The sequence below is a fragment of the Vibrio sp. JCM 18905 genome, assembly GCF_055393305.1.
Map to the genome: position 1 here is coordinate 1 of NZ_AP043879.1, position 24,545 is coordinate 24,545.

16 protein-coding genes and 2 pseudogenes are annotated in these 24,545 nt (G+C 44.3%); 5 read left to right on the forward strand and 13 right to left on the reverse strand.

Features of this window, described 5'->3' with window-relative positions; genetic code table 11:
- The 3 genes from ACZ5ZC_RS08225 to ACZ5ZC_RS08235 all read right to left on the reverse strand — a co-directional run.
- Nucleotides 1–998: response regulator (locus ACZ5ZC_RS08225; RefSeq protein ID WP_464931820.1), on the reverse strand; the 998-nt coding region annotated here is incomplete at its 3' end.
- Between the two features lie 87 nt (nt 999–1,085).
- Complete coding sequence (locus tag ACZ5ZC_RS08230; protein WP_464931821.1) at nt 1,086–1,442, reverse strand: response regulator; 357 nt, start codon at nt 1,440–1,442, stop codon at nt 1,086–1,088.
- On the reverse strand, nt 1,439–3,124 hold the full coding sequence (locus tag ACZ5ZC_RS08235; protein ID WP_464931822.1) for a CHASE domain-containing protein: 1,686 nt from the start codon (nt 3,122–3,124) through the stop codon (nt 1,439–1,441). The genes ACZ5ZC_RS08230 and ACZ5ZC_RS08235 overlap by 4 nt, the downstream gene beginning before the upstream one ends.
- 812 nt (nt 3,125–3,936) lie before the next feature.
- On the opposite strand from ACZ5ZC_RS08235, the pseudogene ACZ5ZC_RS08240 reads away from it, so the two are divergent.
- Nucleotides 3,937–4,693 (forward strand): annotated as a pseudogene (locus ACZ5ZC_RS08240) (EAL domain-containing protein).
- 266 nt (nt 4,694–4,959) lie between these two features.
- Here the strand turns inward: ACZ5ZC_RS08240 and ACZ5ZC_RS08245 are convergent.
- The 8 genes and pseudogenes from ACZ5ZC_RS08245 to ACZ5ZC_RS08280 all read right to left on the reverse strand — a co-directional run bounded on the left by ACZ5ZC_RS08245 (nt 4,960) and on the right by ACZ5ZC_RS08280 (nt 15,746).
- Entirely contained in the window at nt 4,960–6,303 is a 1,344-nt protein-coding gene (locus tag ACZ5ZC_RS08245) for a sigma-54 interaction domain-containing protein (RefSeq protein WP_054868429.1), read from the reverse strand.
- A 498-nt stretch (nt 6,304–6,801) separates the two neighbouring features.
- Nucleotides 6,802–7,444, reverse strand: a pseudogene (locus ACZ5ZC_RS08250) (IS4 family transposase); the annotation flags it as partial.
- A 206-nt stretch (nt 7,445–7,650) separates the two neighbouring features.
- Nucleotides 7,651–8,109, reverse strand: a complete 459-nt coding sequence (locus tag ACZ5ZC_RS08255; protein WP_054868430.1) for a hypothetical protein — start codon at nt 8,107–8,109, stop codon at nt 7,651–7,653.
- Nucleotides 8,110–8,111: 2 nt separating this feature from the next.
- Nucleotides 8,112–10,157: a hypothetical protein gene (locus ACZ5ZC_RS08260; RefSeq protein WP_086585865.1), complete on the reverse strand. Its 2,046-nt coding sequence runs from the start codon at nt 10,155–10,157 to the stop codon at nt 8,112–8,114.
- Nucleotides 10,154–11,881 (reverse strand): hypothetical protein, encoded by a 1,728-nt coding sequence (locus ACZ5ZC_RS08265; protein ID WP_139059537.1) that lies wholly within the window; start codon nt 11,879–11,881, stop codon nt 10,154–10,156. The genes ACZ5ZC_RS08260 and ACZ5ZC_RS08265 overlap by 4 nt, the downstream gene beginning before the upstream one ends.
- Nucleotides 11,874–13,193, reverse strand: a complete 1,320-nt coding sequence (locus ACZ5ZC_RS08270) for a tyrosine-type recombinase/integrase (RefSeq protein ID WP_464931823.1) — start codon at nt 13,191–13,193, stop codon at nt 11,874–11,876. Before ACZ5ZC_RS08270 ends, ACZ5ZC_RS08265 begins: the two co-directional genes overlap by 8 nt.
- 95 nt (nt 13,194–13,288) lie before the next feature.
- The gene (gene gorA, locus ACZ5ZC_RS08275; RefSeq protein ID WP_464931824.1) at nt 13,289–14,647 is read right to left on the reverse strand and encodes a glutathione-disulfide reductase; all 1,359 of its coding nucleotides are present in this window, start codon (nt 14,645–14,647) and stop codon (nt 13,289–13,291) included.
- A 259-nt stretch (nt 14,648–14,906) separates the two neighbouring features.
- Nucleotides 14,907–15,746 carry a 23S rRNA (adenine(2030)-N(6))-methyltransferase RlmJ gene (locus ACZ5ZC_RS08280; RefSeq protein ID WP_054867837.1) on the reverse strand — a complete coding sequence of 280 codons (840 nt, stop codon included), beginning with the start codon at nt 15,744–15,746 and terminating at the stop codon, nt 14,907–14,909.
- Nucleotides 15,747–16,142: 396 nt separating this feature from the next.
- Here ACZ5ZC_RS08280 and prlC point away from each other — a divergent pair, with 396 nt between their 5' ends.
- Entirely contained in the window at nt 16,143–18,185 is a 2,043-nt protein-coding gene (gene prlC, locus ACZ5ZC_RS08285) for an oligopeptidase A (RefSeq protein ID WP_006741761.1), read from the forward strand.
- 74 nt (nt 18,186–18,259) lie between these two features.
- On the opposite strand, the gene asnC is transcribed toward prlC, so the two are convergent.
- The gene (gene asnC / locus ACZ5ZC_RS08290) at nt 18,260–18,724 is read right to left on the reverse strand and encodes a transcriptional regulator AsnC (RefSeq protein WP_005394393.1); all 465 of its coding nucleotides are present in this window, start codon (nt 18,722–18,724) and stop codon (nt 18,260–18,262) included.
- A gap of 113 nt (nt 18,725–18,837) precedes the next feature.
- On the opposite strand from asnC, the gene ACZ5ZC_RS08295 reads away from it, so the two are divergent.
- The 3 genes from ACZ5ZC_RS08295 (at nt 18,838) to ACZ5ZC_RS08305 (ending at nt 23,592) form a co-directional block, all read left to right on the forward strand.
- A complete protein-coding gene (locus ACZ5ZC_RS08295) occupies nt 18,838–21,963 on the forward strand; it encodes an EAL domain-containing protein (protein ID WP_005394394.1) in 3,126 nt (1,041 codons plus the stop codon).
- Nucleotides 21,964–22,053: 90 nt separating this feature from the next.
- On the forward strand, nt 22,054–22,833 hold the full coding sequence (locus tag ACZ5ZC_RS08300; protein ID WP_005394395.1) for a class I SAM-dependent methyltransferase: 780 nt from the start codon (nt 22,054–22,056) through the stop codon (nt 22,831–22,833).
- Nucleotides 22,834–23,019: 186 nt separating this feature from the next.
- On the forward strand, nt 23,020–23,592 hold the full coding sequence (locus ACZ5ZC_RS08305) for a hypothetical protein (protein WP_054867774.1): 573 nt from the start codon (nt 23,020–23,022) through the stop codon (nt 23,590–23,592).
- 72 nt (nt 23,593–23,664) lie between these two features.
- Here ACZ5ZC_RS08305 and ACZ5ZC_RS08310 read toward each other — a convergent pair whose 3' ends face one another.
- Nucleotides 23,665–24,543, reverse strand: a complete 879-nt coding sequence (locus ACZ5ZC_RS08310; RefSeq protein ID WP_464931825.1) for a carboxylate/amino acid/amine transporter — start codon at nt 24,541–24,543, stop codon at nt 23,665–23,667.
- Between the last annotated feature and the right edge of the window lie 2 nt (nt 24,544–24,545).

Here is a 24,545-nt window from a genome sequence, read left to right on the forward strand (position 1 = left end):
TAATGTAATTCGAATTCCTCTTTTTGTATGGCTTGCTTAAGGTTACTTTCAATGCGTAAACGTTGATCAACCGTATCATGAAAGGCTTTAGAATAGTACTGTGCCTGTTTTCGACCTTTCTCTTTTGCCCTGTATAGCGCGATATCCGAACACTTTCTCAATTCTAATGAGTTTGAAGCACACTCAGGATAACTGGCTACCCCGATGCTAATAGAAACTTCAATACATTGCTGGTCAATGTTGAAATTACTTTCAAACGCAGAGAGTATACGTCGTACAATTAAGTCAACCTGCCCTTCAGACGCTAAGTTAGTTGCAATCACTGCAAACTCGTCACCGCCTATACGAAATAAAGAATCACTATCTCGAGTGTTGCATTGAAGTCTTTGTGCTACTTCCTGTAAAACATGATCTCCCGTGACATGTCCATATTGGTCATTGATGTCTTTAAAACGATCCACATCGATGAGCAAGAGCGCTAAAGGTGTTTGACTGCGTGAAGCCATGAGTAAAAATTTCTTTAAGCGCTCATCAAAAAAGTGTCGATTAAATACCCCTGTTAACGTGTCAGTCTCAGCCAGTTGTTTTAGCTGAGTGTGAGTCTCGAGTACCTTTTGCTCTAAAAAGTAGCGCTCTGTTGCGATGATAATCGCTCTTCTCAAGCGGATCGAAGAAATTTCATTTTTCATCACGAAGTCTTGAGCACCCATCTCAATACATTTCAAAGCCAAATCTTCGTCATTACTATGGCTGAGCATGACAATTGACGTGGAAAAATCCGAATTTGATTTGAGTGCAATGAGCACTTCCATCCCCGTTGATGGTGGCAGTTGATAGTCCAGTAAAATCACATCAAAAGATTGTTTAAGGGCTTTGTCTAATCCTTCATGAGCAGTTTGCGCTTCTTCTATTATCGAGATAGGCAAATCTGTACTATGCAATGTTTTCTTAATTGCAAGTCTATCGATGGTATCGTCATCAATAATTAATACTTTCATATGCTGCCGCCATGAGTCATTGAACTGGTAATTCTACGATGCGCCAGTAGTTATCTAAAAAAGCAAGAACTTCATTAAAGTCCTGGCTCACCGAAGATTTGACCATGTAACCTGCGATATTTTTTCATACGCTGCCGTAATTTCTTCATCTCTTCTCGAGGTGGTTAGCACAAAAATCACTAGAGAGCAGAGCTCATCATCTCTTCTCACTTCACCAAGAAATTCAAGTCCATTCATTCGAGGCATGTTTAAATCGAGAAGCACAATACAAGGGGGAGGTATTTCCCCATTTCGCAAGCATTCTAAGGCTTCTATTCCATCTCTAGCTCGGTAAATAGGGTTAAGTAACTTCAAAGTGTTGAGTGCTCGCTTGATGCCCATTGCATCAATATCATCGTCTTCCACTAAGAGAATATTAACAGGTTTACATTCAGGGGATGTCATGAGGCTTCCTTAACGAGTACGGGGTTATTTTTGGGCCATGAGAAACGAAAAGCACATCCTCCGAGTGAGCTAGAGTCAATAGAATAATGGCATGAGTATAAATCCAGAACTTTCTTAATAATAGAAAGACCTAAACCACTTCCCTCAACAGTGTCTCTCGGTTGTAAGGTATGAAACAATTCAAACACTCTCTCCCTGAATTGTTCTGGGATCCCTGGTCCATCATCTTCAACCACAAACTGATACATGTCTCCGATATCCTCTCCTGAGACATAAATGGTTCCTATTTCCTTGTGGTGATGTTTGACGGCGTTGCTGATTAAATTACGAAGTATTAATTCAAGAGGTGTCGTTAATGTCTCAAACTCTCCGATATGGTTGTGGCAAACCAAAGAGATCTTACGTTGGGGAGAAATCAGTTCTAATGTCTCTTCACAATATTGCTCGAGATTAAATCTCCCTAGCTGGCCAGGCTTACGCCCCACACGAGAGTAAGCGAGTAAATCATCCAACAGTTTTTCCAACCTCTGCACGCGGTTGCTCAGCAAAGACGCATATTGTTCTGTTTGAGGGGTTAAAAACTCCGATAATTCCTCGATTAACCAAGTCACTAGCTGGGAAATACCGCGTAAAGGAGCTTTCAGATCATGAGAGGCGACATAGGCGAACTGATCAAGTTCTCTATTTGCCTCTTGCAATGCTTGATTTCTGACTTGAAGGTCTTTTGTGACCGTTTCTAACTTGTCTGTGCGCAATTGCAAATCTTTGGTCAAATGCTTTGCATACTCATCGACTCGATCTTTTTCACGAACCAACATGAGAAATAGTATAAATAACAAGACATCCACGATAATACCGAAGACAAGAATAAGCAGAGGTTGAGTGGTATTTTGCTGCGCTTCAAACAACGGCGAACTTTGAATAACGAAGGTCCAAACTCTACCGTATATATTCAACTCTAGAGTTTGTGTAAAGTGCGGATCTGAATGATGGCGCATGTTTGATACATTAAGATCACTGTACAGTAATTCTTGATTATCATAGAGACTGAAATTCACGAGTCGTTTCTCTCCAGAGAGAGTCCCGTTCATCAATTTATTTACAATAAATGGGGCGTAAACTAAACCTAAGAAACCATCTTTTGTATCTCCGTAGTACTCAGGAACTTCATCAGAAAACCAGGGAGCATAAAACAGAAAACCCGGCGCCTTTTCTGAGTCTTGAACTAAGGTAATTGGAGCAGTGATGGTGGCTGCATTTGTTAATCTGGCGTTTTTGGCTGCGGTGTATCGGTTGTTTTCATGTGCCATGTCTAGTCCCACGGCCTTTAGGTTATTTTGCATTGGTTCAATGTAGGTAATAGGCCAATATTCGGAAGCAGTTCGAGCAGGATGCGGCACATATTCAGACAGTTGCTTTCTTTGCCATTCTAAATACCGCTTTATTTTGTTATCAGGAACGTAGTGAATAACACCAATACCGTTGATGCCTGGAAAGTGTCGAGGGACATCAAACTGGTCAGCAAAAATTTTCCAGTCTGCTCTTGAGGCAGGCGCTTGATACATATGTAAGGCTGACACTCCTGCGAGCAGTGCCTCCTCATATTTCGACATCCGCTCTTGTACGAGTTCGACCAACTGATGGGCTTGAAACTCAAATTGAGTTTTTGCTTTTTGTTCCACCTGACTCGAGGTTACCGCCCAAGCGGTAAGAGTGAGCACGGCTGACAAAAAAAGTACAAGCCAATGATACCAATGGAGTGTACTTACCCGTTGAGTCAATAAAGTTATCGTCAAAATTTAACTGACCTTTATAATTGTTATATGTAAATCAACATAATTGATTATTAATTTATATGCAACTATGTTCTTTTTTTATATTTTCTTGTTTGGTTTTATGGGTGGTTTCGTTTCTTCAATAGGTTGCGCGAAAACAAGTCGCCATGGTCTGAGCAGTCTTATCATTAGTGACCACGGTTTCATGATTAAAAAATAAGTGACTAGCGGGCTTGCAACCGTAACTCTCTGAGCTTTAGGGGGGATGAGGAAGGGATAGTCGAACATTGACCACGCCGATTCTGTCTTCCTCTTAGTACTGAATACCGCACTAAATAAATTTTTTAGGCCTCTACCTTAGCCTTGAGGTTTAAGGCTAAGGTAGAGGTAAAGGAAGGTAAAAAAGAGCGATACAAACAAGAAGCGTAGACTTTGACATAGTTTGAAAATAACTGTAGCAAAGTCGGGGCTATCTAACTTAACTTCTACAGAAGTACTTTCCAACCGGCTTAATCAGATACGTCGTTATAATTTTTAGTTATTGATCACAAAGCTTAATATACAAGGAATTGAAATGAAGTTATACGAAATTAGTGGAGAAGTATTTTTATTAAAAACTAATTATGAGATCTCAATGTACCGTAGTTAACGTCATAGGCTGATATATTACCCTTAGTTTACCCAAAAAGGGCGTTAAAATCGTGAAGGTTTAAAGGGATATGGTTCAAGAGATGGATATAAAGCCCAAAGCTAAATGTGATTATTGTACATGTCGAAAAGTACAATTTAGTGATTTCAGCATGTCTTTTCAGCCTATTTGGGACCTAAAAAGGCAACAAGTCTTTGGTTAGAGGGGTGACAAATGAATCTGCTTATTCTGTCTTGTCTCAAGTGAATGCAGAGAATAAATACAGCTTTGATCAGCAGTGTAGATCCAAAGCGATACAATTAGCCGCAGAGTTGGGTTTAGACTCTGTCTTAAGCATCAACTTTTTACCCAATGCAGTCTATGAGCCAGAGCGCTGTTTAGCAACTACGTTGCGTTTAGCTAAAAAATATAACTTTCCAACTAGCAAAATTATGTTCGAGTTTACAGAGGGAGAGCGAATAAAAGATACTCAACATCTGAAAAATATTGTCGAGTACTATCAAAAGCTTGGTTTTTTAACCGCCATTGATGACTTTGGTGCTGGTCATTCCGGTTTAAGTTTATTAGCAGACCTTCAACCCAATGTTGCTAAGCTTGATATGGGGTTAATTCGTGACATTAACTCTTCTGTTAGTCGTCAAATTATTGTTAAAAACTGCGTCAGTATGTTTCAGCAGCTTGGAGTTTCCGTATTGGCTGAAGGAGTAGAAACTCTAGAAGAAATGACATTTCTCCAGTCCTTGGATATCGATTTAGTTCAAGGTTATTTGATTGCATCGCCAGGTTTTGAATGCCTACCGCCGCCTAATTTTAGGTTGCTTATCTAGGTAATAGGAAAGCCTTATTCCCCGATGACTAAGTGGCATCCAACACTCGAGGGGCAATAAAAAGTCACTAAGCCTATGATTGCTGTTGGCTACGAGCAACGTTACTGGAATTTCTATTTTTTCGGGTTAACGATTGATAAATAGTACTCAAACGCTCTACAGACCCTTTTAAACTTTTAAACTTTTAAATTGCTGAAGTGTCGTCTTAGTTCGATACCTACCATAACAATACGATGGTAGGTGTTTCATAATTTGCTCACAGTAAATTACTCGTCTTGATACTTTTCGAGTTTGTTATAGAGTGTTTTCACGCTAATGCCTAACTCCTGCGCTGATTCCGTTTTATTACCTTGATTCTCTTCAAGGGTATTGATAATGGCAGCTTTCTCGATCTCCTCTAGCGAGACGCCCGCCGGAACAAGGTCTTCGATGCTGGTGCCTGTTTCCAATGGTGGTGTGTCGAAGATCAGGTGTTCATCTCGGATAGTGTCATCAGCCAAAATAAAGGCGCGCTCGATCGTGTGTTTGAGCTCACGGACATTACCTGGCCAATTGTGTACAGCGATTTTTTGGATCGCAGAGTCAAGAATCGTTTTGGTTTTTGCCTCATTGGCGTTGCGGTGCGCAATAAAGTGCTTGGCCAGACCGACGATATCACCGCCTCGTTCTCGCAGTGGCGGTATCGTTAATGGGAAATGCGATAACCGGAAAAACAGATCTTCACGCAGGAACTGCTCCTCAATGGCGATTTTAGGATCACGGTTTGTAGCAGCAACGATGCGAGTATTAGCGATATGAACCGTATTACTGCCAACTGGGCGATACTCTCCGGTTTCTAGCACCCGCAATAACTTCACTTGATGCTCGATAGGCATCTCGGTGATTTCATCTAAAAATAGGGTGCCGCCTTCTGCCTGCTTAAATACACCTTGGTGAGTTTTATTCGCTCCGGTAAAAGCGCCTTTTTCATGGCCAAACAGTTCACTATCGACCAACTCTGGACTAATCGCACCACAGTTAATCGCGATAAAGGGTTGTTGCTTACGATCGCTGGCTAAATGGATGGTCTGTGCCACTAACTCTTTACCTGAGCCACTTTCTCCGACAATGAGGACGTTGGCTTCTGTTTTAGCGACGCGTCGGATCATGCGATAGAGCTGATGCATTGGTGATGAGGAACCCACCAAAAGGCCAAATTGGTCGAGATCGCTAGTGGACACTTTACGTCCTTGATCTTGTTTTTGCTGATAGTACTGGCTGACTTCGCCTAGGGTGTCCGTCAAAATAGCAATATCGACGGGTTTTCTATAGTGAAAAATTGCACCTAAGTTCATCAGCTTATCCAAATTTTCGTTTGGAGCACCAGAGCTAATGATGATCAAGTCCATATCGTAGATGTCTTCGATATTAGAAAGGCGCTGGTAATCTGCGCTAGTAAAGTGGGTGGCTTCAACAATCGCAACTTCCGGTTTGAGTTGTAGGAAATCTTCAATCCATTGGTCTGCGGCATTGATGTCATGCAGACGAAATTTGTTCAGTTCCTGGCAAGAAGCGATGGCATTTTTAAGTGATGGATCTTGTATTCTTAGAAACAGGCTTGGCATCGACACATAAATGTCCTCTTTACTGTGATGAGGTAATATAGTTGGATTGCTCTAAGTGCACAAGACGATGTGCATGAATACTTCTGATACATTTTGGAGATGATCGGTAGTATGGTAACTAATATAATGTTGCCACCTCCCTAAAAAGCGGCGTTATGCGAATGTTGTATTACAATTGGATATAGAAGGTGTGAATCTAAGTTAGTATTGTAGTGCCTTTATTGGGTAAAGATTTATGGGTTCATTCTTAAATGAGTTGGTCCTTGCAAGAAAAACAAGTCCATTTTACGCCGTAGAAATCTTATATTTAATCCAACGTGATCGTACAAAAAGTTTAGTACTCGCAGTTGGAAAAATACGCATGTAAAGTCGTTTAAGAGTGAATTAAAACGCGTACAGCTTTGCCTTCGCGTAGAGTTTAGTTGTTGGAGTGATAAGCCGTAGCATTAATATTACGTACCTCACATCTTAACAAGGCTCTGGCGGATCCCCTCGAAATTACCCCCACATGATGATTTCGGTCATCAATGCCATGAGCAACAGGATATCTATGCGTTTGGTGCAACGTGTCCGGTTATGACGTAGCGCCAACCCGTAGGCTGGACTTTTTAGATCTCGGAACGACTCTTCAATTTGCATTATTTTTGCGTACAAACGGGTGATATGAATGCCGTTAAGCACATGATGGGAATGTTGGTCACCAGAAGCCAAGGTTCTTTCGCTCCTTTATAGAACACTTTTCCTGCCGAGTGTTTTTGGCAGGTTCGACTATGGCGATGGGCTTTTCTGCCTTTGGGGCGACTTTTGTATAAGTAAGCAAAGTGCTGAAGCGGTGAGCGCTTAGCAAGTTGGTTTCCTCCTAAAAATAGCGACTTATCTGTTGCTTGGGGATAAAACGTTTTATTCCATTGTCAAGAGCCCTCATTACACTTAATCGATACTTCACCACATACACCTCCAAGCCAGAACCAACATTTGTTGGCGAGTTGTCTGAACCATGTATTTCTAAAGCCAGCGTCGGGGATAATGATAGGCGTGCAGCCTTGGAGTTGCAGAGATTGAAACTTATCAAGAAAGTGCTGATAGCTCTTGGGTGAGTTGTAGTTTTTGTACTCAAATACTGCTCATAAAGCGTGACGACACGACCTGCTCTGATCCAGTGATATTGAAGACTCTCGTAAGAGACTTTTTCCATACTTTTAGTAATTCAAACTTTGCTAATTTAGCAATGTTTCTAAAACGTAAATGTCCAAAACCTTCATAATGGGCGCCTTCTACTTCTGCATCTCCACTTTAGGTGTGAGCCCCACTTGAGGTGCACATCAAGTGGGGATATAAGGTGTAAGGGCAGCTCTATTTAATTGGCACGACCTTGCTCCTTTTCAGTTTGGCAAGCTCTTCTCGAAGCTCCGCATTCTCATACTCAAGATCATCGATACGAGCCAATGCCTGAACCAGCTTGTCGTTGAGATGGTGTTGTGCAGCCGAGAAAAGGGCTAGCTTCTCCCGTTCGCTCTCATACTTGGCCTTGAAGTTATCCTTGATGCGCTTTTCCGCGTTCAGCTTTGCACGTACCGTCTGGACCTCTGGCCGGATGATTTCACCTTTGCCTGCCGCAATTTCTGCTTTGGTCTTTTTAACCTTTTCAACAAAATCAGGGTAGTAATAACCACTGCCATTACCCAAATTTGCTTCTTCTTCAACGGCTCTCACACTGAGCTTACGATGAGTAGGGATCCGCCTGGGTTTTCCTTTAGCAATTCGGTCTAAAGCAGCTTCTAGCGCAACGAGTGTATTTTCACTTTTCCCCATGCCTAAATCTCCATCACGGCTAGTTCTGCTTCAAAGGCCGTAAATTCCATACCAAAATCTCGCATCACGTTTTCTGCCGCCCTAATTTGAGTAATATAGTGACTTCTGTCTGTTACCGATATATCGTCACCATAAGCCATATGAGTTGTTAAGCTTCGGTGCTTTCTCTGCCACCACTTAGCTTGTTGCTCATCAATGATGCTACTGCCGGAACCACAATCGACACAGAATTGAGGCATGAAAACACCATCCATATCGCAATTGTATCCATTTTTGCAGTAGCTATGTAAAGAGCCATGAAGCGTAAGTTTACCCTCTTTGACTGCTCGATATATCACATCCCATGAACTATAGATGGTGGGAACATCCCCACGCATTTTCATGATCGCTTTGCCATGCGTACCTGATAATGTTTCATCTGAGTGCCATTGTTTAAAGATTTTGTTGGCAGTGGTTTCAGCATTAATTTCTTCGAGTGTCTGCTGTATTTTTGTATCTACCTTCAAGTCTCGTAAACTCGCCAGCTTTCCTCCGTTGGTATACCACTCTGTCATCGATAGGTATAAGTGCTTAAACTGCTGCTTGAGGGCAACTAGTGTTCCTAAACGGTTCTTCACGCAGTAAAACGCTAGTGTGCGCCTAAATTGGTGAGTGCTCATAGGCCATGGTTTACCGGGAATAACTAATGTTTTTATTCTATCTAGCGAGCGAGGGTTGGAGGCTAAGCATTCTTGATAATCATCTTCTGTGACTAGAAAACCAAATTGCTTACAAAAACGCTTTAATCGTAAGTTCCAATTCGTGATTACTCTAGGTTGTACTGAGCGAGCCCCCTGATTCACCCACAATGAATCTGCATACTTTTCATCAGGGTATACAGTTTCATTTCGCCAGCGTTTAGTCAGAATCGTCATTAAGTCTATTGCTGACTTGGAAATGGCAGCTGTTACCCACGTCTCGCATTTTTCACCTAATTTAAAGGTATGAGATTGCAACATATGGTGAACTCGACCGCTCAAGGAGTCTTCGTAATAACTATTTGGTGTTAGCTTGTCTAGCTCTGAGTCTCGCATTCCGCTGAATCCACCACAGACAATGTAGCTAGCGGTAATTAGTTGCCCTATGTAACGTCTAAAATCATTTGCGTCGTTAAGGGCAATGCCAGGCAGTTTGTCTTTTAGTGGGCGAATGATATTTTTTCGCTCATGAGGTTGGTAGTGAGGAACGAGAGATGCGTATTTGCGGGTATTTATGCTCCCATCATCATTCAAAAAGGCATAGGTGTAACCCTGTTGAACGTTACGATCTAAAGCCTTCTTACCTTCATTATAGTTGTCTTGTAGTGCGCTTTCTGTATCGGCCAAGAGCCCTGCGTGAGGTAACGCTTCTTCAATTAGTGCTATCGCTTTGCCATAGATGGCATGGCATAACCGTTCTGGAATCACCAGAAATTGCTGATTGCCTTTGTCACTTAGTCTTCGGGCTTCCTTTTGAGAAAGTATAGGCTTGATACCCAAGAGGATTTTGTGCCAATTTTCATAGTGGATTGCTCCATTGATAGCAACAAATGCCCTTACAAGTGTTTGTTGAGCATAACCTTGTCGTTGAAGGTAGTTGTCAAGTTTTAACCTAAATGACGCAGAGGATAGTGTAGATAATGATTTCTGGTTTTGTTGCATTAAGAATGTGTAAACTTTCTTAATGGAGCTTAGTTGAGAGTAAACAGTTAAAAAGCGAAGCGCTTTTTTGGTTTTTTGATTGGTACAAAAAAGCCATCCTGAGGTGAGTACTTTTAGTTCGCGCTGTAATTCAGGTGCAGAGTCAAATTTTGAGAAGTCTAATGTATTTTTTGTCCTGTTTCGCGAAAAAGGGTGGCAAGCCCAAACACTTTGTCCAAAAGTAGCTGTTACATTACCGTTTTTATCTTTACAAATTACGACGTCATTCAGTTCATCAAATCGTCCTTCATGATACAGATTAATAATATCTATGGGGTGTACTTTATGGTTTTCGGGGAAATTCGAAACATATAAGTGATTATTTTTCATTGCAACATCCCTTGAACGGAGTTGGCATCACTCCAAAGTGGGTGATAGCCTTCATTATCAAGTTTCGTTTCTACTTGTTTTAGTAGCTTTTGGCTTATGTTAGGCAAGATTTTTTCGTCTATGAATGCCACGACTTTTTCAAAGTTTTGCCTATAGTGGTGAGCGTCAAGGTGCATGTATAGCGATTCTTCAATACACGCTTTGAAGCTGAGTAGGCACCAAATATCTGGGAGCGATTGAACAATCACCTGGCTGGGGCAACCAAAACAACTCAGCAAATCAGCACAAGACAGTTTTTCTCCTTCATTTAGCAAACCTTGCTTGAAGGCTTTCTTAGTGTACCTTTCGGACCTCTCTCCAAAGGGAGTAGCGCAACTCGCACCATTTGGAGTTCGACTCAGATTAGGTAAATTGATTTTATTCTCTTCTTCTATGACTAAAACATTAATATTTAAATTGGCCTGAGCCTCTTTGGCGTTTACACCCGCTTTAATCTCTTCTTCTCGTATCGACATCGCATCTTGCATCATGCCGTTGTTGGCTATTCGGCTTCCTTCGCTGTAGTGTCTTTGCCTCGTGTTAAGGGTATTTCCTAACATGATGTCATTCACCATTTCTCCTTGGTGATAGGCCGTTAACTGTGCACCTGTTTCACGAAAGCGACTTACCATGGGGCGTAATCGGCGTCCAGTTTGATCGACGAATGTAAAATGTTTTTCAACCCAGAGATTTAAGAAGTTTTGTAAAACGAACTTATTCATCGGTGTGCTTTGTCGCTGTGTTACGGTTTGAAGCAGTGTTGCGTTTTTATCCGTTGATATTAAGCGGGAGGCATTGAGTAAGTTGTCAAAAAATTGCATTGCATATTTCGGAATTTCCAGTGTATGTTCGCCCATTTCAATCTGAATGGTTTTAAATGCTCTACGCTTAAATGCAGGCATAGTGTGCCAAACTTCTTCAGTTGACGTAGATGCACTATTTGGCTGGGGTAGTTGTAATAAATCACTGGTATTTGCATAGGTGTAATAAGACAATAGGTACGTAGCCGCACTCATCATTTTTGATATACCACCAAATAGCTTATAGACCTGACCTTTCCACTTAAAAGTCATAGTGGGCCGGCCTTTGTTAGTATTGATATGCGTTTCAGGCGACGCAATGAATTGAAAGTAAGTTTGTCTGAACAGACTACGCAGAAAAGGGAGTAATTGATTTAAATCACTGCGTGTATAGGCTTCAAATGATTCGGAATCATTCTTATTAATAACCACTACTGAGTTAAAATAGTTTGATGGTAAATCTAAATAATCTCGAAATAGTACCCTATAACAAGAGAAATTCTGTTGATAAGTTGAGCTTTTTAGTGTCCCTTGCATAACTCTTGTGTGCAGGTGAGACATATAGCCTTCGAGTGATTTTTGTGTAAAGGCAGTCGCATTATTTTGATCACACCAGCGTAAGTATTGAGACCAAAGCATGTAATGAGAAATTAGAGTGTTATGACTTACCCCTTCTTCTATTTTTTCAGCAAAGCAAGTCTTGATTTGATTCACAAAGCTTTTACGATTTGCATCTTCAAATTGGCCGCCTTGCTGTAATTTATTCGTGGCAGGAAAGTGCTTAACCAAAAAACGATTAAAGTCTACGAGGTTATTGCTTTGCGTATCTAACTGAAAACAAAGCTTTGAATCCCAGCCGTGAAGGTATGAAACATTATCACTCATCCTCACCACCTAGCGCTTCGTGCATGATGCTATCTAAAATGCCAAACTTCACTTTGAACGCTTCTTTGCGTTGCAAATAACGCAGATATTTCCAAGTCGTTGATTCGTTTCTATGCCCCATCCAGCCCATTAGAAGCTCCATACACTCCGTTGGAGTTAGTCCAGCCTCAAGCAAGTCATTTAGTCGGTATGTACCATAGGTTGAGCGTAGGTCATGGAAACGATGGATAAAGGAAGGGGAGGTTTTCTTGATGGAAGTTCTAAGTTCTATCCACCTAGCTTCAATTGATTTGGCTGTAACGGTATTTCCTTGCTCACTTACAAAAAGAGGCTCATGACGCTCACACAGTTCAAGCCTTTCGATAGTTTCTTGCTTGAGTGAAGACTTATCTTCGGGCAGTGATTCTAATTGGGCATTGAGTTTGTTTAGTCGTTTGATTCTGCGCTCAGCGGTACGGTATTCATTTAGTGTGGTTAGCAGCTCTGATGAGATTTCTACACGCCTTTGCTTTGAGTATTTAGTTTGAACCCCAGTCGATTGAGGGGATAAAATTATCTCGTAACGATGCTCACTTTCAACCAAGGGTGTTGCGGTATCAAGTGCATTCAGGGAGAGCGTTGCCACCTCTTGAATTCGCATTCCCGTATCTATGGAGATTAACACCTGCAAGCGTAATTCATCGGATGCGTTAGGAAGGTGCTGAGTCAGAATATTCAGTGACTCTTGAGAGAGTGGGGATAAAGGTCGAATGTTTTTACTGCTTGCATCCTTTGGTACTTTTATTCGCAAGTCACTCGTTTCAACGGTAAATGTTGGCGATATGTGCGCTAGCATCCCAGTGCTTTGAACGGATACAAACTCCATCTTAAAAGGAGCCTCTTTCTCGTTCTTGATTTTCAAGCAACCATCATGCATTAACCACTTGTAGTAGTTAACAATTTGATTCATTCGGACGCTTGCTGTGCTGTGAGCTAATTCACCATTCTTGATTTGTTTTAACAGGTGAGAACGGAAAAGATAAGTTGGTTTTAGTCTTTTGACGGGAGGGAATTTATCCCATGCTAATTGTTTGTCTTCAAGGAATTGGTAGTAAGCATGTAACGCTTGAGCGCAGGGGGATAGGTCTTTAGCTGCTTTGATGGTTTTTTGGTAGAAGAGGTAACTATTTGCTTCGTGGTTGAACGAACCATCTTGATTAAACAGTGTAGGCAGTGAGCCAATATTCCCCTCAACAGGAGAACATTGACAGTTGTTATCACTGACTGATAACTCTGTCTGTTTGTAGACATTGTTTGATTGGATGAGATACATAAATTTACCTAGAAAACCACTGACCATACATACAGTATGGTCAGTGCGTAATTATTTTCCAGATTTATTTATGTGTGTAAGATGTTTTTCCTACACTAACCTGTCATGGTAACGAACTCTTCTGAGCCCGTTGGGTGGATAGCCACAACAGAGTCGAAGTCTGCTTTGGTTGCGCCCATCTTCATTGCTACGCCGAAGCCTTGGATCATTTCATCTACCGTGAAACCGATGCCGTGCAGACCAACAACCGTTTCTTCTTCGCCCGCACATACAAGCTTCATCTTACATGGTTGACGGTGCTTAGTAACGGCGGTGTACATCGCAGTAAAGCCAGATGTGTAGACTTTGATGTTGTCTTTGCCGTACTTCTCTTCCGCTTCTTGCGTTGTAAGACCGATAGTGCCGATTGGTGGGTGGCTAAATACCACAGTTGGAACCAAATCGTAGTCCATCTTCGCGTTTGGTTTATTGTTGAACAAACGCTCAGAAAGTTGACGACCCGCTTTCACTGCTACTGGTGTTAGCTCGATACCGCCTTCCATGATGTCACCCACACAGTAGATGCCTTTCACGTTGGTTTCTTGGTATTCGTCTACCTTGATGTAGCCTTTTTCGTTCGTTGCCACGCCGGTTGACGCTAGGTTGATTGCGTCTGTCGCTGGGTGACGGCCGATTGCCCAGATTAGTTGGTCAACGTTTTGGCTCTCACCGTTTTCTAGGTGCAGAGTTAGGCTGCCATCGGCTTCTTTTACCACTTCTTTTGGTACAGAATGGGTGTGCAGTGTTGGGCCTTCTGCGTCCATCACTTCAACCAACGTATCGATGATCATTGGATCGAAGCTACGTAGTGGTGACTCTTTACGTACGAACAGGTGCGTTTCTGTACCTAGCGCGTGCAGTACGCCAGCAATTTCAACTGCGATGTAGCCAGCGCCCACAACCGCAACGCGTTTTGGTTGTTCTGCTAGGTCGAAGAAGCCGTTTGAATTGATGCCGTATTCAGCACCTGGAATGTTTGGAATAGTAGGACGACCACCAACCGCGATCAGGATGTGATCTGCTGTGTAATGTTCACCGTTTACTTCGACAGTTTTTTCGTCAACAAACTTAGCAAAGCCTTTAATCACGTTTACTTTGTTGTTGCCAAGAACGCGATCGTAAGATTGGTGAATACGACCAATGTATGCCTGACGGCTCTCAACCAGTTTGCTCCAGTCGAAACCTTTCACGTCGACATCAAAACCGTAATCTTCTGCGTACAGGTTCATTGCTTCTGCGATTTGCGCGCCATGCCACATCACTTTTTTCGGTACACAACCTACGTTGACACAGGTGCCACCAAGGTCTTGAGCTTCGATTAGCGCAACTTTCGCGCCGTACATCGCCGCACGGTTTGCAGATGCGATGCCGCCACTGCCGCCACCGATACAGATATAGTCAAAATGAGTCGCCATTACTTTCTCCAAGAGCTTATAAATTTTATCTGGTACATAGATAGATTGGGATGACCTTGCCTGAACTCAATGCCACCGTTATCCCACTATCATAAATCGAATGTAACGAATTCCTAAATGGGAAAAAGCGACATTACTTATGACAAATAGCGATGAGAGGTATAAAAAGAAGAATAAGCGCGATCAGACGGCGGAGTTGAGAGCATAAAAAAGCGCAACGAAAATGTCGTTGCGCTAGAAGGTTTCGGTGCAGATGAGCTTACTCTGGAACAATCCAGTCCACTTTCCAGTGGCCGGTAGCTGGTGCGATCGCGTCTTGCAGGAATGGCAGAATCTCTTTCATCTGGCTTTCCAGTTTCCACGGCGGGTTAATCACAATCATGCCGGATGCCGTCATGCCGCGCTCGTTGGTATCGGGTGCGACACCTAACTCGATTTGCAGAATTTTACGAATGCCCAGTGCTTCCAGGCCTTCGATCATATCTTCGATGTCGTGACGGTTTACCACTGGGTACCAAATCGCGTAGATACCGGTTGCCCAACGCTTATGGCTCTGATGAATCGCTCGCACTACATCGCGGTACTCTTTCGCGAGCTCGTATGGTGGGTCAATCAGCACCAAACCACGACGCTCTTGTGGTGGTAAGCTTGCTTTTAGACGCTGGAACCCGTCCTCTTTGAAGATGCTCACTTGGCGATCGCGATGGAATTCTTGCTCCAACAGCGGGTGATCGGCTGGGTGCAGCTCCGTCAGCACCATGCGATCTTGTGGGCGGATTTGCGCACGTGCCACACGTGGTGAACCTGGGTAGTAACGCAGTTTTTCGCCGTTGTTGAGTACTTTGATGGCATCGATGTAGCTTTTGATGTCTTCAGGAATATTTGGGTTATCCCAAATACGCGCGATGCCTTGTTTGTATTCGCCCGTTTTTTCAGACCATTCGTGAGTCAGATCGTAACGGCCCACACCCGAGTGGGTATCGTGATAAACGAACGCTTTATCTTTTTGTTTCAGCGCATCAAGAATGAGGCTTTGAACGATGTGTTTGACCACGTCGGCATGGTTGCCAGCGTGGAAGCTGTGGCGGTAACTTAACAAATTAAACTCTCGAAACACTCTTTGGTTGAGTGTGGTCTGTGATTTTCACTCTATGGCGGTATTATACTCAAGTAACTTAAAGATGTAGAACTTCCAATCAAATCCGTTCCTCTAACTAGGGGCTCACTATTGAAATTTCTTTAAGTCACCCACACTTACTATTGGTAATCGAATTGAACTAGGTGAGTTTCTCGTGCTCAAAGAGTGTGAAATCTCATTTAGGTATAACAAGACTCAAGGACAGAGTAGCGCTCGTTGACTATATGGTCATCGCAGCATAGAGAAAGGGAACGGAGCTCCCCCAATCCATGTTGCTGGCTCGTCTGTACATTGAGTTGGCCTATCTACACAAAATAGACAGGCAATCACAGAGTCAAAACACAAAAGGAATTATTCATGTCTAATCCTCTTCTGACGTTTACGGACTTACCTCCGTTTTCTCAAATTAAACCAGAACACATCAAGCCAGCCGTTGAACAAGCGATTGCTGACTGCCGAGCGAAAATCGATGAAGTTCTAAAAGATAATGCTCACCCAACTTGGGACAGTGTGATTGCGCCAATTGAAGAAGCGGATGACCGCTTAAGCCGCATTTGGTCGCCAGTGGGTCACATGAACTCCGTGGTGAACAGCGAAGATCTGCGTGAAGCGTACGAAAGTTGTTTGCCAATTTTGTCGGAATACGGCACTTGGGTTGGTCAGCACAAAGGCCTGTACGAAGCGTACAAAGCAATTAAAGCCAGTGATGCATTCGCAACGCTGACTCGCGCTCAACAAAAAACCATCACCGATGCGCTACGAGACTTTGAGTTATCGGGTATTGGTTTGCCATCCGATGAGCAGCACCGTTACGGCGAAATCAGCAAGCGCATGTCTGAGCTCAGCTCTAAATTCTCTAACAATGTACTGGATGCCACCATGGGTTGGACCAAGCACATCACGGATGAGAAAGACCTTGCTGGCATGCCAGAATCGGCGCTGGCAGCAGCGAAAGCCGCGGCAGAAGCAAAAGAGCTAGATGGTTACCTCATTACGCTGGATATCCCATCTTACCTACCTGTCATGACGTACTGCGACAACCAAGAGTTGCGTAAAGAAGTGTACGAAGCGTATGTAACACGCGCCTCTGATCGCGGTCCAAATGCTGGTAAGTGGGACAACTCAGAAATCATTACTGAGCAACTGAGACTGCGTCACGAAATTTCACGCATGTTGGGTTTCAATACTTACAGCGAGAAATCGTTAGCAACGAAAATGGCCGAAACGCCAGATCAAGTGTTGGGCTTCTTGAATGACCTAGCGACACGTGCGAAACCGCAAGGTGAACGTGAAGTCGAAGAGTTGCGTCAGTTTGCGAAAAGTGAGTTTGGCGTTGAAGAATTGAATGTGTGGGATATTGCTTACTACAGCGAGAAACAAAAGCAGCACTTGTTCCAAATCTCGGATGAAGAACTGCGCCCGTACTTCCCTGAGTCTAAGGTTGTCAGTGGTCTGTTTGAAGTGCTAAACCGCGTGTTTGGCATGACAGTTACTGAGCGCGAAGGCGTGGACACTTGGCACGAATCTGTGCGTTTCTTCGATATCTTTGACGCTGAAGGCGCACTGCGTGGCAGTTTCTACTTAGATCTCTACGCACGTGAGCACAAACGTGGCGGCGCGTGGATGGATGACTGTCGTGGTCGTCGTATTACGCTCTCTGGCGAACTGCAAACGCCGGTGGCTTACCTAACGTGTAACTTCAACCGTCCAGTGGGCGACAAGCCAGCACTGTTTACGCACGATGAAGTTGTGACACTTTTCCATGAATTTGGTCACGGCATCCACCACATGCTGACGCAAGTAGAAACTGGCGCGGTATCAGGCATTAATGGCGTACCTTGGGATGCGGTTGAATTGCCAAGTCAGTTCCTGGAAAACTGGTGTTGGGAAGAGGACGCACTGGCGTTCATTTCTGGTCACTATGAGACAGGCGAGCCGTTGCCAAAAGCGATGCTAGATAAGATGCTCGCGGCGAAAAACTTCCAGTCGGCGATGGGTATTTTGCGTCAGCTAGAATTCGGTTTGTTCGACTTTACTCTGCACACCGAATACGACCCAGAAGTGGGTGCACGCGTTTTAGAAACGCTGGCGAAAGTGAAAGAGAAAGTTGCGGTGGTTCCAGCTGTTGAGTGGGCGCGCTTCTCGCACAGCTTTGGTCACATCTTCGCTGGTGGTTACAGCGCGGGTTACTACAGCTATCTGTGGGCTGAAGTGCTGTCGTCAGACGCGTATTCTCGCTTTGAAGAAGAAGGTATCTTCAACAAAGAAACGGGTCAAAGCTTCCTGAATAACATCCTAGAAATGGGTGGCAGTGAAGAGCCAATGGAGCTGTTTAAGCGCTTCCGTGGTCGTGAACCACAAATTGATGCGCTATTGCGCCATTCTGGTATTGCAGCGTAAGCGCACGCTGTCTTTCCAAAAATACTAAGGCCAACCATTCGGTTGGCCTTTTTTGTCCATTTTTTATAAAAAATTCACGGATTCACACTGCGGTTAATTGGGTTCTGCAGCGATATTAATGTCTCCGTAGACTGAACCTCATCAATGGCTTGCAGCTTATCAATCAGCACAAATTGCAGTTCTTCAATCGATTTGCACATCAATTTGACGAATATGTTATACGCGCCCGTGGTGTAGTAAGCTTCAACGACTTCGTCGAGCGCGTTGAGTTTTTCTAGCGCGGAATGGTAATCACGAGCTGCGTTTAGGTTAATTCCAATGAAGCAGCACACATCGTAGCCGAGCTTTTTGGTGTTTACGATCACCTCCGTTCCTTCGATGATATCAGCCGATTTCATCTTCTCAATACGCACATGGATAGTGGCAGGGCTGACATCGAACTGCTTTGCCATTTCTGCGTAGGGCGTTCTGGCGTCAGCCATCAGTGTTTTTAATATTGCGCGGTCAAGGTCGTCGAGTTTCGGCAGGCTCGCATTCATACTATTATTTCCGTTAGGGATAGAGTTTTACCTCCCTTTTATACTCATAGCGGATAGGATTCACAAGGTTTGGCAGGAGTAACTGCGGGTTAACTCCGAGCTATGGAGATAATGTGCAGCGTTTTCTGGTTATTGTCGCGCTATGTTGGAGCGCGTTTGCCGCGGCCTCAGATCCGAAAGTTTTGGTCGTGCACTCCTATCATCAAGGTTTTTTCTGGACGGATTCCATACAGCGAGGTATCGAGCAGCAATTGGGTGATCGATCGCTGGATATGCGTGTGCTCTATTTAGACTCGAAACGTAACCAGAGTGAGCAGTTTTTCGCTCAGCTTGAATCCTTATATCGTACGAAATTAAGCAAAGAACGATTCGATGCCATTTTAGTGAGTGATAACAACGCGCTTGAACTGATGCAGCGTTTGGCGCCAATCATCAAAGACACCCCGGTTATATTTAACGGCATCAACAATTATCATCCTTCTTTGCACCAATCTCTGAACGCAACAGGAGTAACAGAAGATGTCGATTTGGAGGCAAATTTAGCCCTCATAGAGCGACTACACCCTGATTACACCCAAATTCTTATTGTCAGTGACCATTCCGTAACGGGAGAGGTATTACGCTATCAAATCGACGATTTTGTACATGAACATCCGCAATATCGCGACAAAATTGTGCAAGTTATTCCCGACAGTATCATTGACTTAAAGCAACAAGTGGCGAAGCTGAATAAAGATAAAGTAGTCCTGTTTTGGACTTATTACCGAGATAAACAGGGTGTGGTTGGCAGTGAACGTGACTGGATTGGCGTTAACAGAGCCTCAAATGCGCCGCTGTTTATGGTGCACGACATTGGCTTAGGGCACGGTGCGGTTGGTGGCGTGATCCAGAGTGGTTATCGGCATGGCATTGAGAGCGCTGAGATACTTGAGTTTGTATTGGATAACCCTGACCAAGCTCTGCCAGCCGTGAAGAAAAGTGATTCTGAAATCAAGCTCGATTATCAAGCTGTAGTACGCTGGGGGCTGGGTGCTGAGCAAGAGGTCTCTGCGGTGTTTTTTAATAAACCGATGAAGTTTTCTGAGCGTTTTGCCAAAGAAATTCGCTTGTTTGGTAGCCTATTTGTGGTGATGTCGGTGGTCATTTTGTTGATGGGTTACTATTTACAGCGGATGCGTCGCAGTGAGAGTGCCGCGCGAGAAAGCCAAGCCATCTTAGAATCGATTTTTGATCAGAGCATGCAGTATATGGGCATTTTGGATGCCAACGGTGTACTTAAATCGGGCAACGATCACCTGCAATCTTTGCTGTATCACCAAGGGCTGCGTTTAGATCGACCACTTTGGTTTCATCCCAATTGGAGTGAGAAAGCGCAAGCGTTGCTTGAGGCGTATTTCCACGCGCCTCACCATCAAGTGTCGACGTTTGAGGCTGAAATTTGGAGTAAAGAGCACGGTACATTGGTGTTGGAAATTTCACTCAAGCCTTTTTCTCAGCAAGTAGGAAATCAAAAGCAATACTTGTTTGAAGCGCGCGATATCACTAGTCGTAAGTTGATGGAAGATAAGCTCTATCAACGCGAATCAACCCTGCGTAACTATTATGAGCAACAGCCTGTCATGATGGTGACACTCGACAGCAATAACCGCATTCAAGAAGTGAATCGATTTGCTCAGCTACTCCTCGGCTACAAACCGATGGACATGCTCGGACACCGCCTGAGGGAGTTTTATTTTGATGACAAGGTACTGTTTCCTCGCCAAGTGCTATTGCAACCCAATCAACAGGTGCATGGGGTCTGGCGACGTGAAGTCGAGTATCGCCATGCAAATGGTCATCGTGTTTGGGTACGTGAGAATATTCGTCCACTGAGTGAATCTGATCAGCTGTTGATTGTGGGTGAAGATATTACAGAAACCAAACAGCTTTCCGAGAAACTGGAATATCAAGCGCGCTATGACTTACTGACAGGGACTTATAACAGAAACCACTTTGAACTAGAGCTCAAGACCGCACTGCGTGAGGTGGACAGCCATCGTCGCGTCCACGCGATGCTGTACCTCGACTTAGATCAGCTAAAAGTCCTCAATGATACGGTTGGGCATGATGCGGGTGACGCGGCGATTCAATTTTGCGCCAGCATGTTAGAGGAAGTGCTGCCATACAATTCCATCTTGGCTCGAATGGGAGGCGATGAGTTTGCGGTACTACTCAAAGATTGCGACGAATACGGCGCCATTAATATCGCCAAACTGATCATCTCGACGTTGAGTGAACATCTCTTTATTTGGGAAGATACACGCTTGTTCATCAGTTGTTCTATTGGTATTCGTATCATCGACCATACGGCAGAGACGCCGCAAATGGTGCACGCTCAAGCAGACTCTGCGTGTCATGCCGCCAAGGAGCAAGGCCGTAACCGCTACAACCTGTTCAGCTTAGATAACGAAGAGCTACAACGTCGCCAGATGGAAATGCAGAGCGTCAATTTGGTGCATGAGGCATTGTCGAATCAGCGTTTAGAGTTGTTTGCTCAACCGATCAAAAGCTTACAACAGCACGATGCTCAGATGTATTTTGAGATTTTAGTGCGCATTCGCAATGGATATGGTGATTATGTTTCTCCTGCACTGTTTATTCCGGCTTCCGAGCGCTACAACATTGCGCATTGGATTGATAAACAGGTCATTACTCAAACGCTAGAATGGTTTGAGCAACGCCCAGAGGTGGTTGAAAAACTCGGCCGTTGTTCGATAAACCTTTCAGGTCAATCTATGGGGAATCAAGAGTTTATCGATTTCTTATTGGAGCGATTGGAACGTTCGTCCATGCCGTGTGAAAAAATCTGTCTAGAAATCACCGAGACAGCAGCGATGAGTAATCTTGAGCAAGCCATTGAGCTCTTCACCAAGCTCAAAGCGTTGGGTTGCATGATTGCATTGGATGATTTCGGCTCGGGCTTGTCTTCATTTGGCTACTTAAAGAAACTTCCCGTTGATATCGTGAAAATTGATGGTCTTTTCGTGCGAGATATCAACGTAAATGAAATGGACCGTGTGATGGTTCGCTCGATCAATGATCTGGCAAAACAGCTAGGCAAAGTGACGGTGGCGGAGTTTGTCGAAAACGAACAAGTCATGCAGCATTTGATCGATCTTGGTGTGGATTATGGCCAAGGCTACGGTATTGGGCATCCTCAACCGCTTTCTGAGTTAGTTGAGCGACTGACGGCTGAGTAGTCTTGTCATATCAAGCTCAACCTAGCATTGAGAGGTAACTTAGGTATACACTCAGCGCCAGTTACCGCGATTTTTTATTGGAGCCTCCTTTTGCAACTGCAATTGATCTGTGAAGACCCGTCTCAACAACCTCATCTGGATGAACTGGCTGCACGCTGGCAGCTTTCTCACACTGACGAGAGCGATTTTGCTTTGGTGCTGACCACCGAGCGTTTAGAGCTGCGTAAAGTGGATGAGCCAAAGTTGGGCGCTATTTTTGTCGATTTAATTGGTGGCGCAGTGGGACATCGCCGAAAATTTGGTGGTGGTAAGGGCCAAGCCATCGCAAAAGCCGCAGGTTTGAACAAAGGGGCAACGCCAACCGTTCTAGACGGCACGGCGGGGCTGGGACGTGACGCATTCGTTTTGGCTTCGCTCGGCTGTAAGGTACAGATGGTGGAGCGACACCCGGTAGTCGCAGCGTTGCTGGATGACGGCTTAGCGCGTGCGAAACAAGACCCTGAAATTGGAACTTGGGTATCAGAGCGTATGTCGCTGATCCATGCCTCCAGTCATGATGCATTGGAACAGCTGGCACAAGATGAAGACTTTGTTCAGCCAGATGTGGTGTATCTCGACCCTATGTATCCGCACCCAGAAAACAAGAAGAAATCGGCGCTCGTAAAAAAAGAGATGCGCGTTTTCCAATCGTTGGTTGGCGCCGATTTGGACGCCGATGGTTTGCTAGATCCTGCCATGGCGTTAGCCACAAAACGCGTGGTGGTGAAGCGGCCAGACTATGCAAACTGGCTGAACGAGCAAAAGCCGACTATGGCGATTGAAACCAAAAAAAATCGCTTTGATGTCTACGTTAAAGCCTCAATGGCATAACTTCCTGACCGCTCAACTTTTCTTGTCACAGTACGGTGTATCGTGCTGTGATCAAGCCTCTCTTTCTGAATCGTTACTGATAGTTTTCTCTTGCTAATTCTCCTCCCTGACTGTATATCTAACTAAGAATTATTATTATTTCACTTGTTGTGATGCGGTCGATAATTGGGAAGCTGGAGTAGTAGAATGGCTAAACGCTTATGTAAAATGAGTCGTAAACAGATCGCGGCGGAGCTTGGCGACATCCATCGTTTAGTTGTCGCACCAAAGTTTGTTTGTCGCTCTTGCGCACGCTCTTCAGCGGCCAAAGATACCCTGTGTAAGCCAGCCGCTATTCCGCCGCAAAAATGCCAAGACAAGCCATTGAACGAGCAACAATCATGTGGCTTATTGGCTGAAGCGCTGCCAGTACAACCGATTCCTGTGACAACAAAACAAAGCAACGAAAAAGCAGCGATTGTGAAGCGTGTTGTTGAGCGCGTGAAAGAGAAAAAGCAAGCCGAAAAATCCCTGGAGCCAGTAAGAACCGACGTACCAGTATGGTTTGATTTAGCGGATAAAAAATCGCTTAAGAAAGCGAAAAAAGCACTGAAAAAGCATTATAAGCAGCAGAAGAAGTTGTTAAAAGTAGCGAAAAAACAACAAAAGTTACTTAAGCGTCAGCGCAAGCTGGAAGCGCGCAATGCGAAGCTAGAAGTGTTGTTGCCAACGTCGCCTAAGGCGTTGATGAGCGCAAGCTCGCAAGTAAAAGTGCATTAATCTAATCCAAAAAAACGCTCTCCAGTTGGAGAGCGTTTTTTATTGTCGGTATGTGTGTTGGGAGCGGTTGCGTTACTTCTTGGCGTAGCTCATTTCGACGCGCTTTTTCACCCAGGTTTCGTTAATCCATAGCGATAGCATGATGATCGCACCGCCAATGGCGAGTCGCATGACATCAACATCGCGGTTCCAAATCACAATGTTCACAATCAAACCCGCCGGAACTAATGCGTTGTTCATTACTGCAAGTGCTCCTGCGTTCACCATGGTTGCGCCTTTGTTCCACGCGAAGTAACCAAAACCGGAAGCAATTAAACCAAGGTACGTCAGAATGCCCCATTGCGTTGCGGTGGTGGGTAGTTTGTCGAGGTTGCCCACCAGAGCGAAAGCCACGGTTGCTACACAAAGCGCACCTAAGTAGAAGTAACCAAACACGGTGTGTTGTGGCAAATCAACCGGTTCACTTTCCATGATGTATTTGTAGCCCACTTGACCAATGGCAAAACAGAGGTTTGCTCCTTGTACGACCAAAAAGCCCAGCAGGAAGTCTTCATTAATGCCTGCAAACTTAATCCAGGCTGCGCCAAATACAGCAATCGCCGCGGTAACCAAATACCAAGGTGAAAAGCGACCTTTCAAGAAGTCATAGATCAGAGTGACGTAAATGGGTGTGAATACGGTGAACAGCAATACTTCTGGCACGGAAAGGAGCAAAAAAGATTGGTAGTAGAAGCAGTACATCAGACCGAGCTGAAAGCCACCGACCGTCATCAGTTTCGCGATTAAGGATTTGCTAACGCCGCGGAATTTTAAAAAGGGAATGAAAACCAGACTCGCCAGTGCCACGCGCATGAACACCGAGAACCAAGAATCAACCTGACCAGCGAGGTAAACGCCGATCAGGCTAAATGAGAATGCCCAAAGTAGGGTAACTGCGGATAGATAAGCCATGG

Coding starts and splice junctions, on each gene's coding strand:
- ACZ5ZC_RS08305 (WP_054867774.1), top strand. CDS start 23,020: ATGGCTAAACGCTTATGTAAAATGAGTCGTAAACAGATCGCGGCGGAG.
- ACZ5ZC_RS08260 (WP_086585865.1), bottom strand. CDS start 10,157: ATGAAAAATAATCACTTATATGTTTCGAATTTCCCCGAAAACCATAAA.
- prlC (WP_006741761.1), top strand. CDS start 16,143: ATGTCTAATCCTCTTCTGACGTTTACGGACTTACCTCCGTTTTCTCAA.
- ACZ5ZC_RS08310 (WP_464931825.1), bottom strand. CDS start 24,543: ATGGCTTATCTATCCGCAGTTACCCTACTTTGGGCATTCTCATTTAGC.
- ACZ5ZC_RS08230 (WP_464931821.1), bottom strand. CDS start 1,442: ATGACATCCCCTGAATGTAAACCTGTTAATATTCTCTTAGTGGAAGAC.
- ACZ5ZC_RS08255 (WP_054868430.1), bottom strand. CDS start 8,109: ATGGGGAAAAGTGAAAATACACTCGTTGCGCTAGAAGCTGCTTTAGAC.
- asnC (WP_005394393.1), bottom strand. CDS start 18,724: ATGAATGCGAGCCTGCCGAAACTCGACGACCTTGACCGCGCAATATTA.
- gorA (WP_464931824.1), bottom strand. CDS start 14,647: ATGGCGACTCATTTTGACTATATCTGTATCGGTGGCGGCAGTGGCGGC.
- ACZ5ZC_RS08270 (WP_464931823.1), bottom strand. CDS start 13,193: ATGTATCTCATCCAATCAAACAATGTCTACAAACAGACAGAGTTATCA.
- ACZ5ZC_RS08265 (WP_139059537.1), bottom strand. CDS start 11,881: ATGAGTGATAATGTTTCATACCTTCACGGCTGGGATTCAAAGCTTTGT.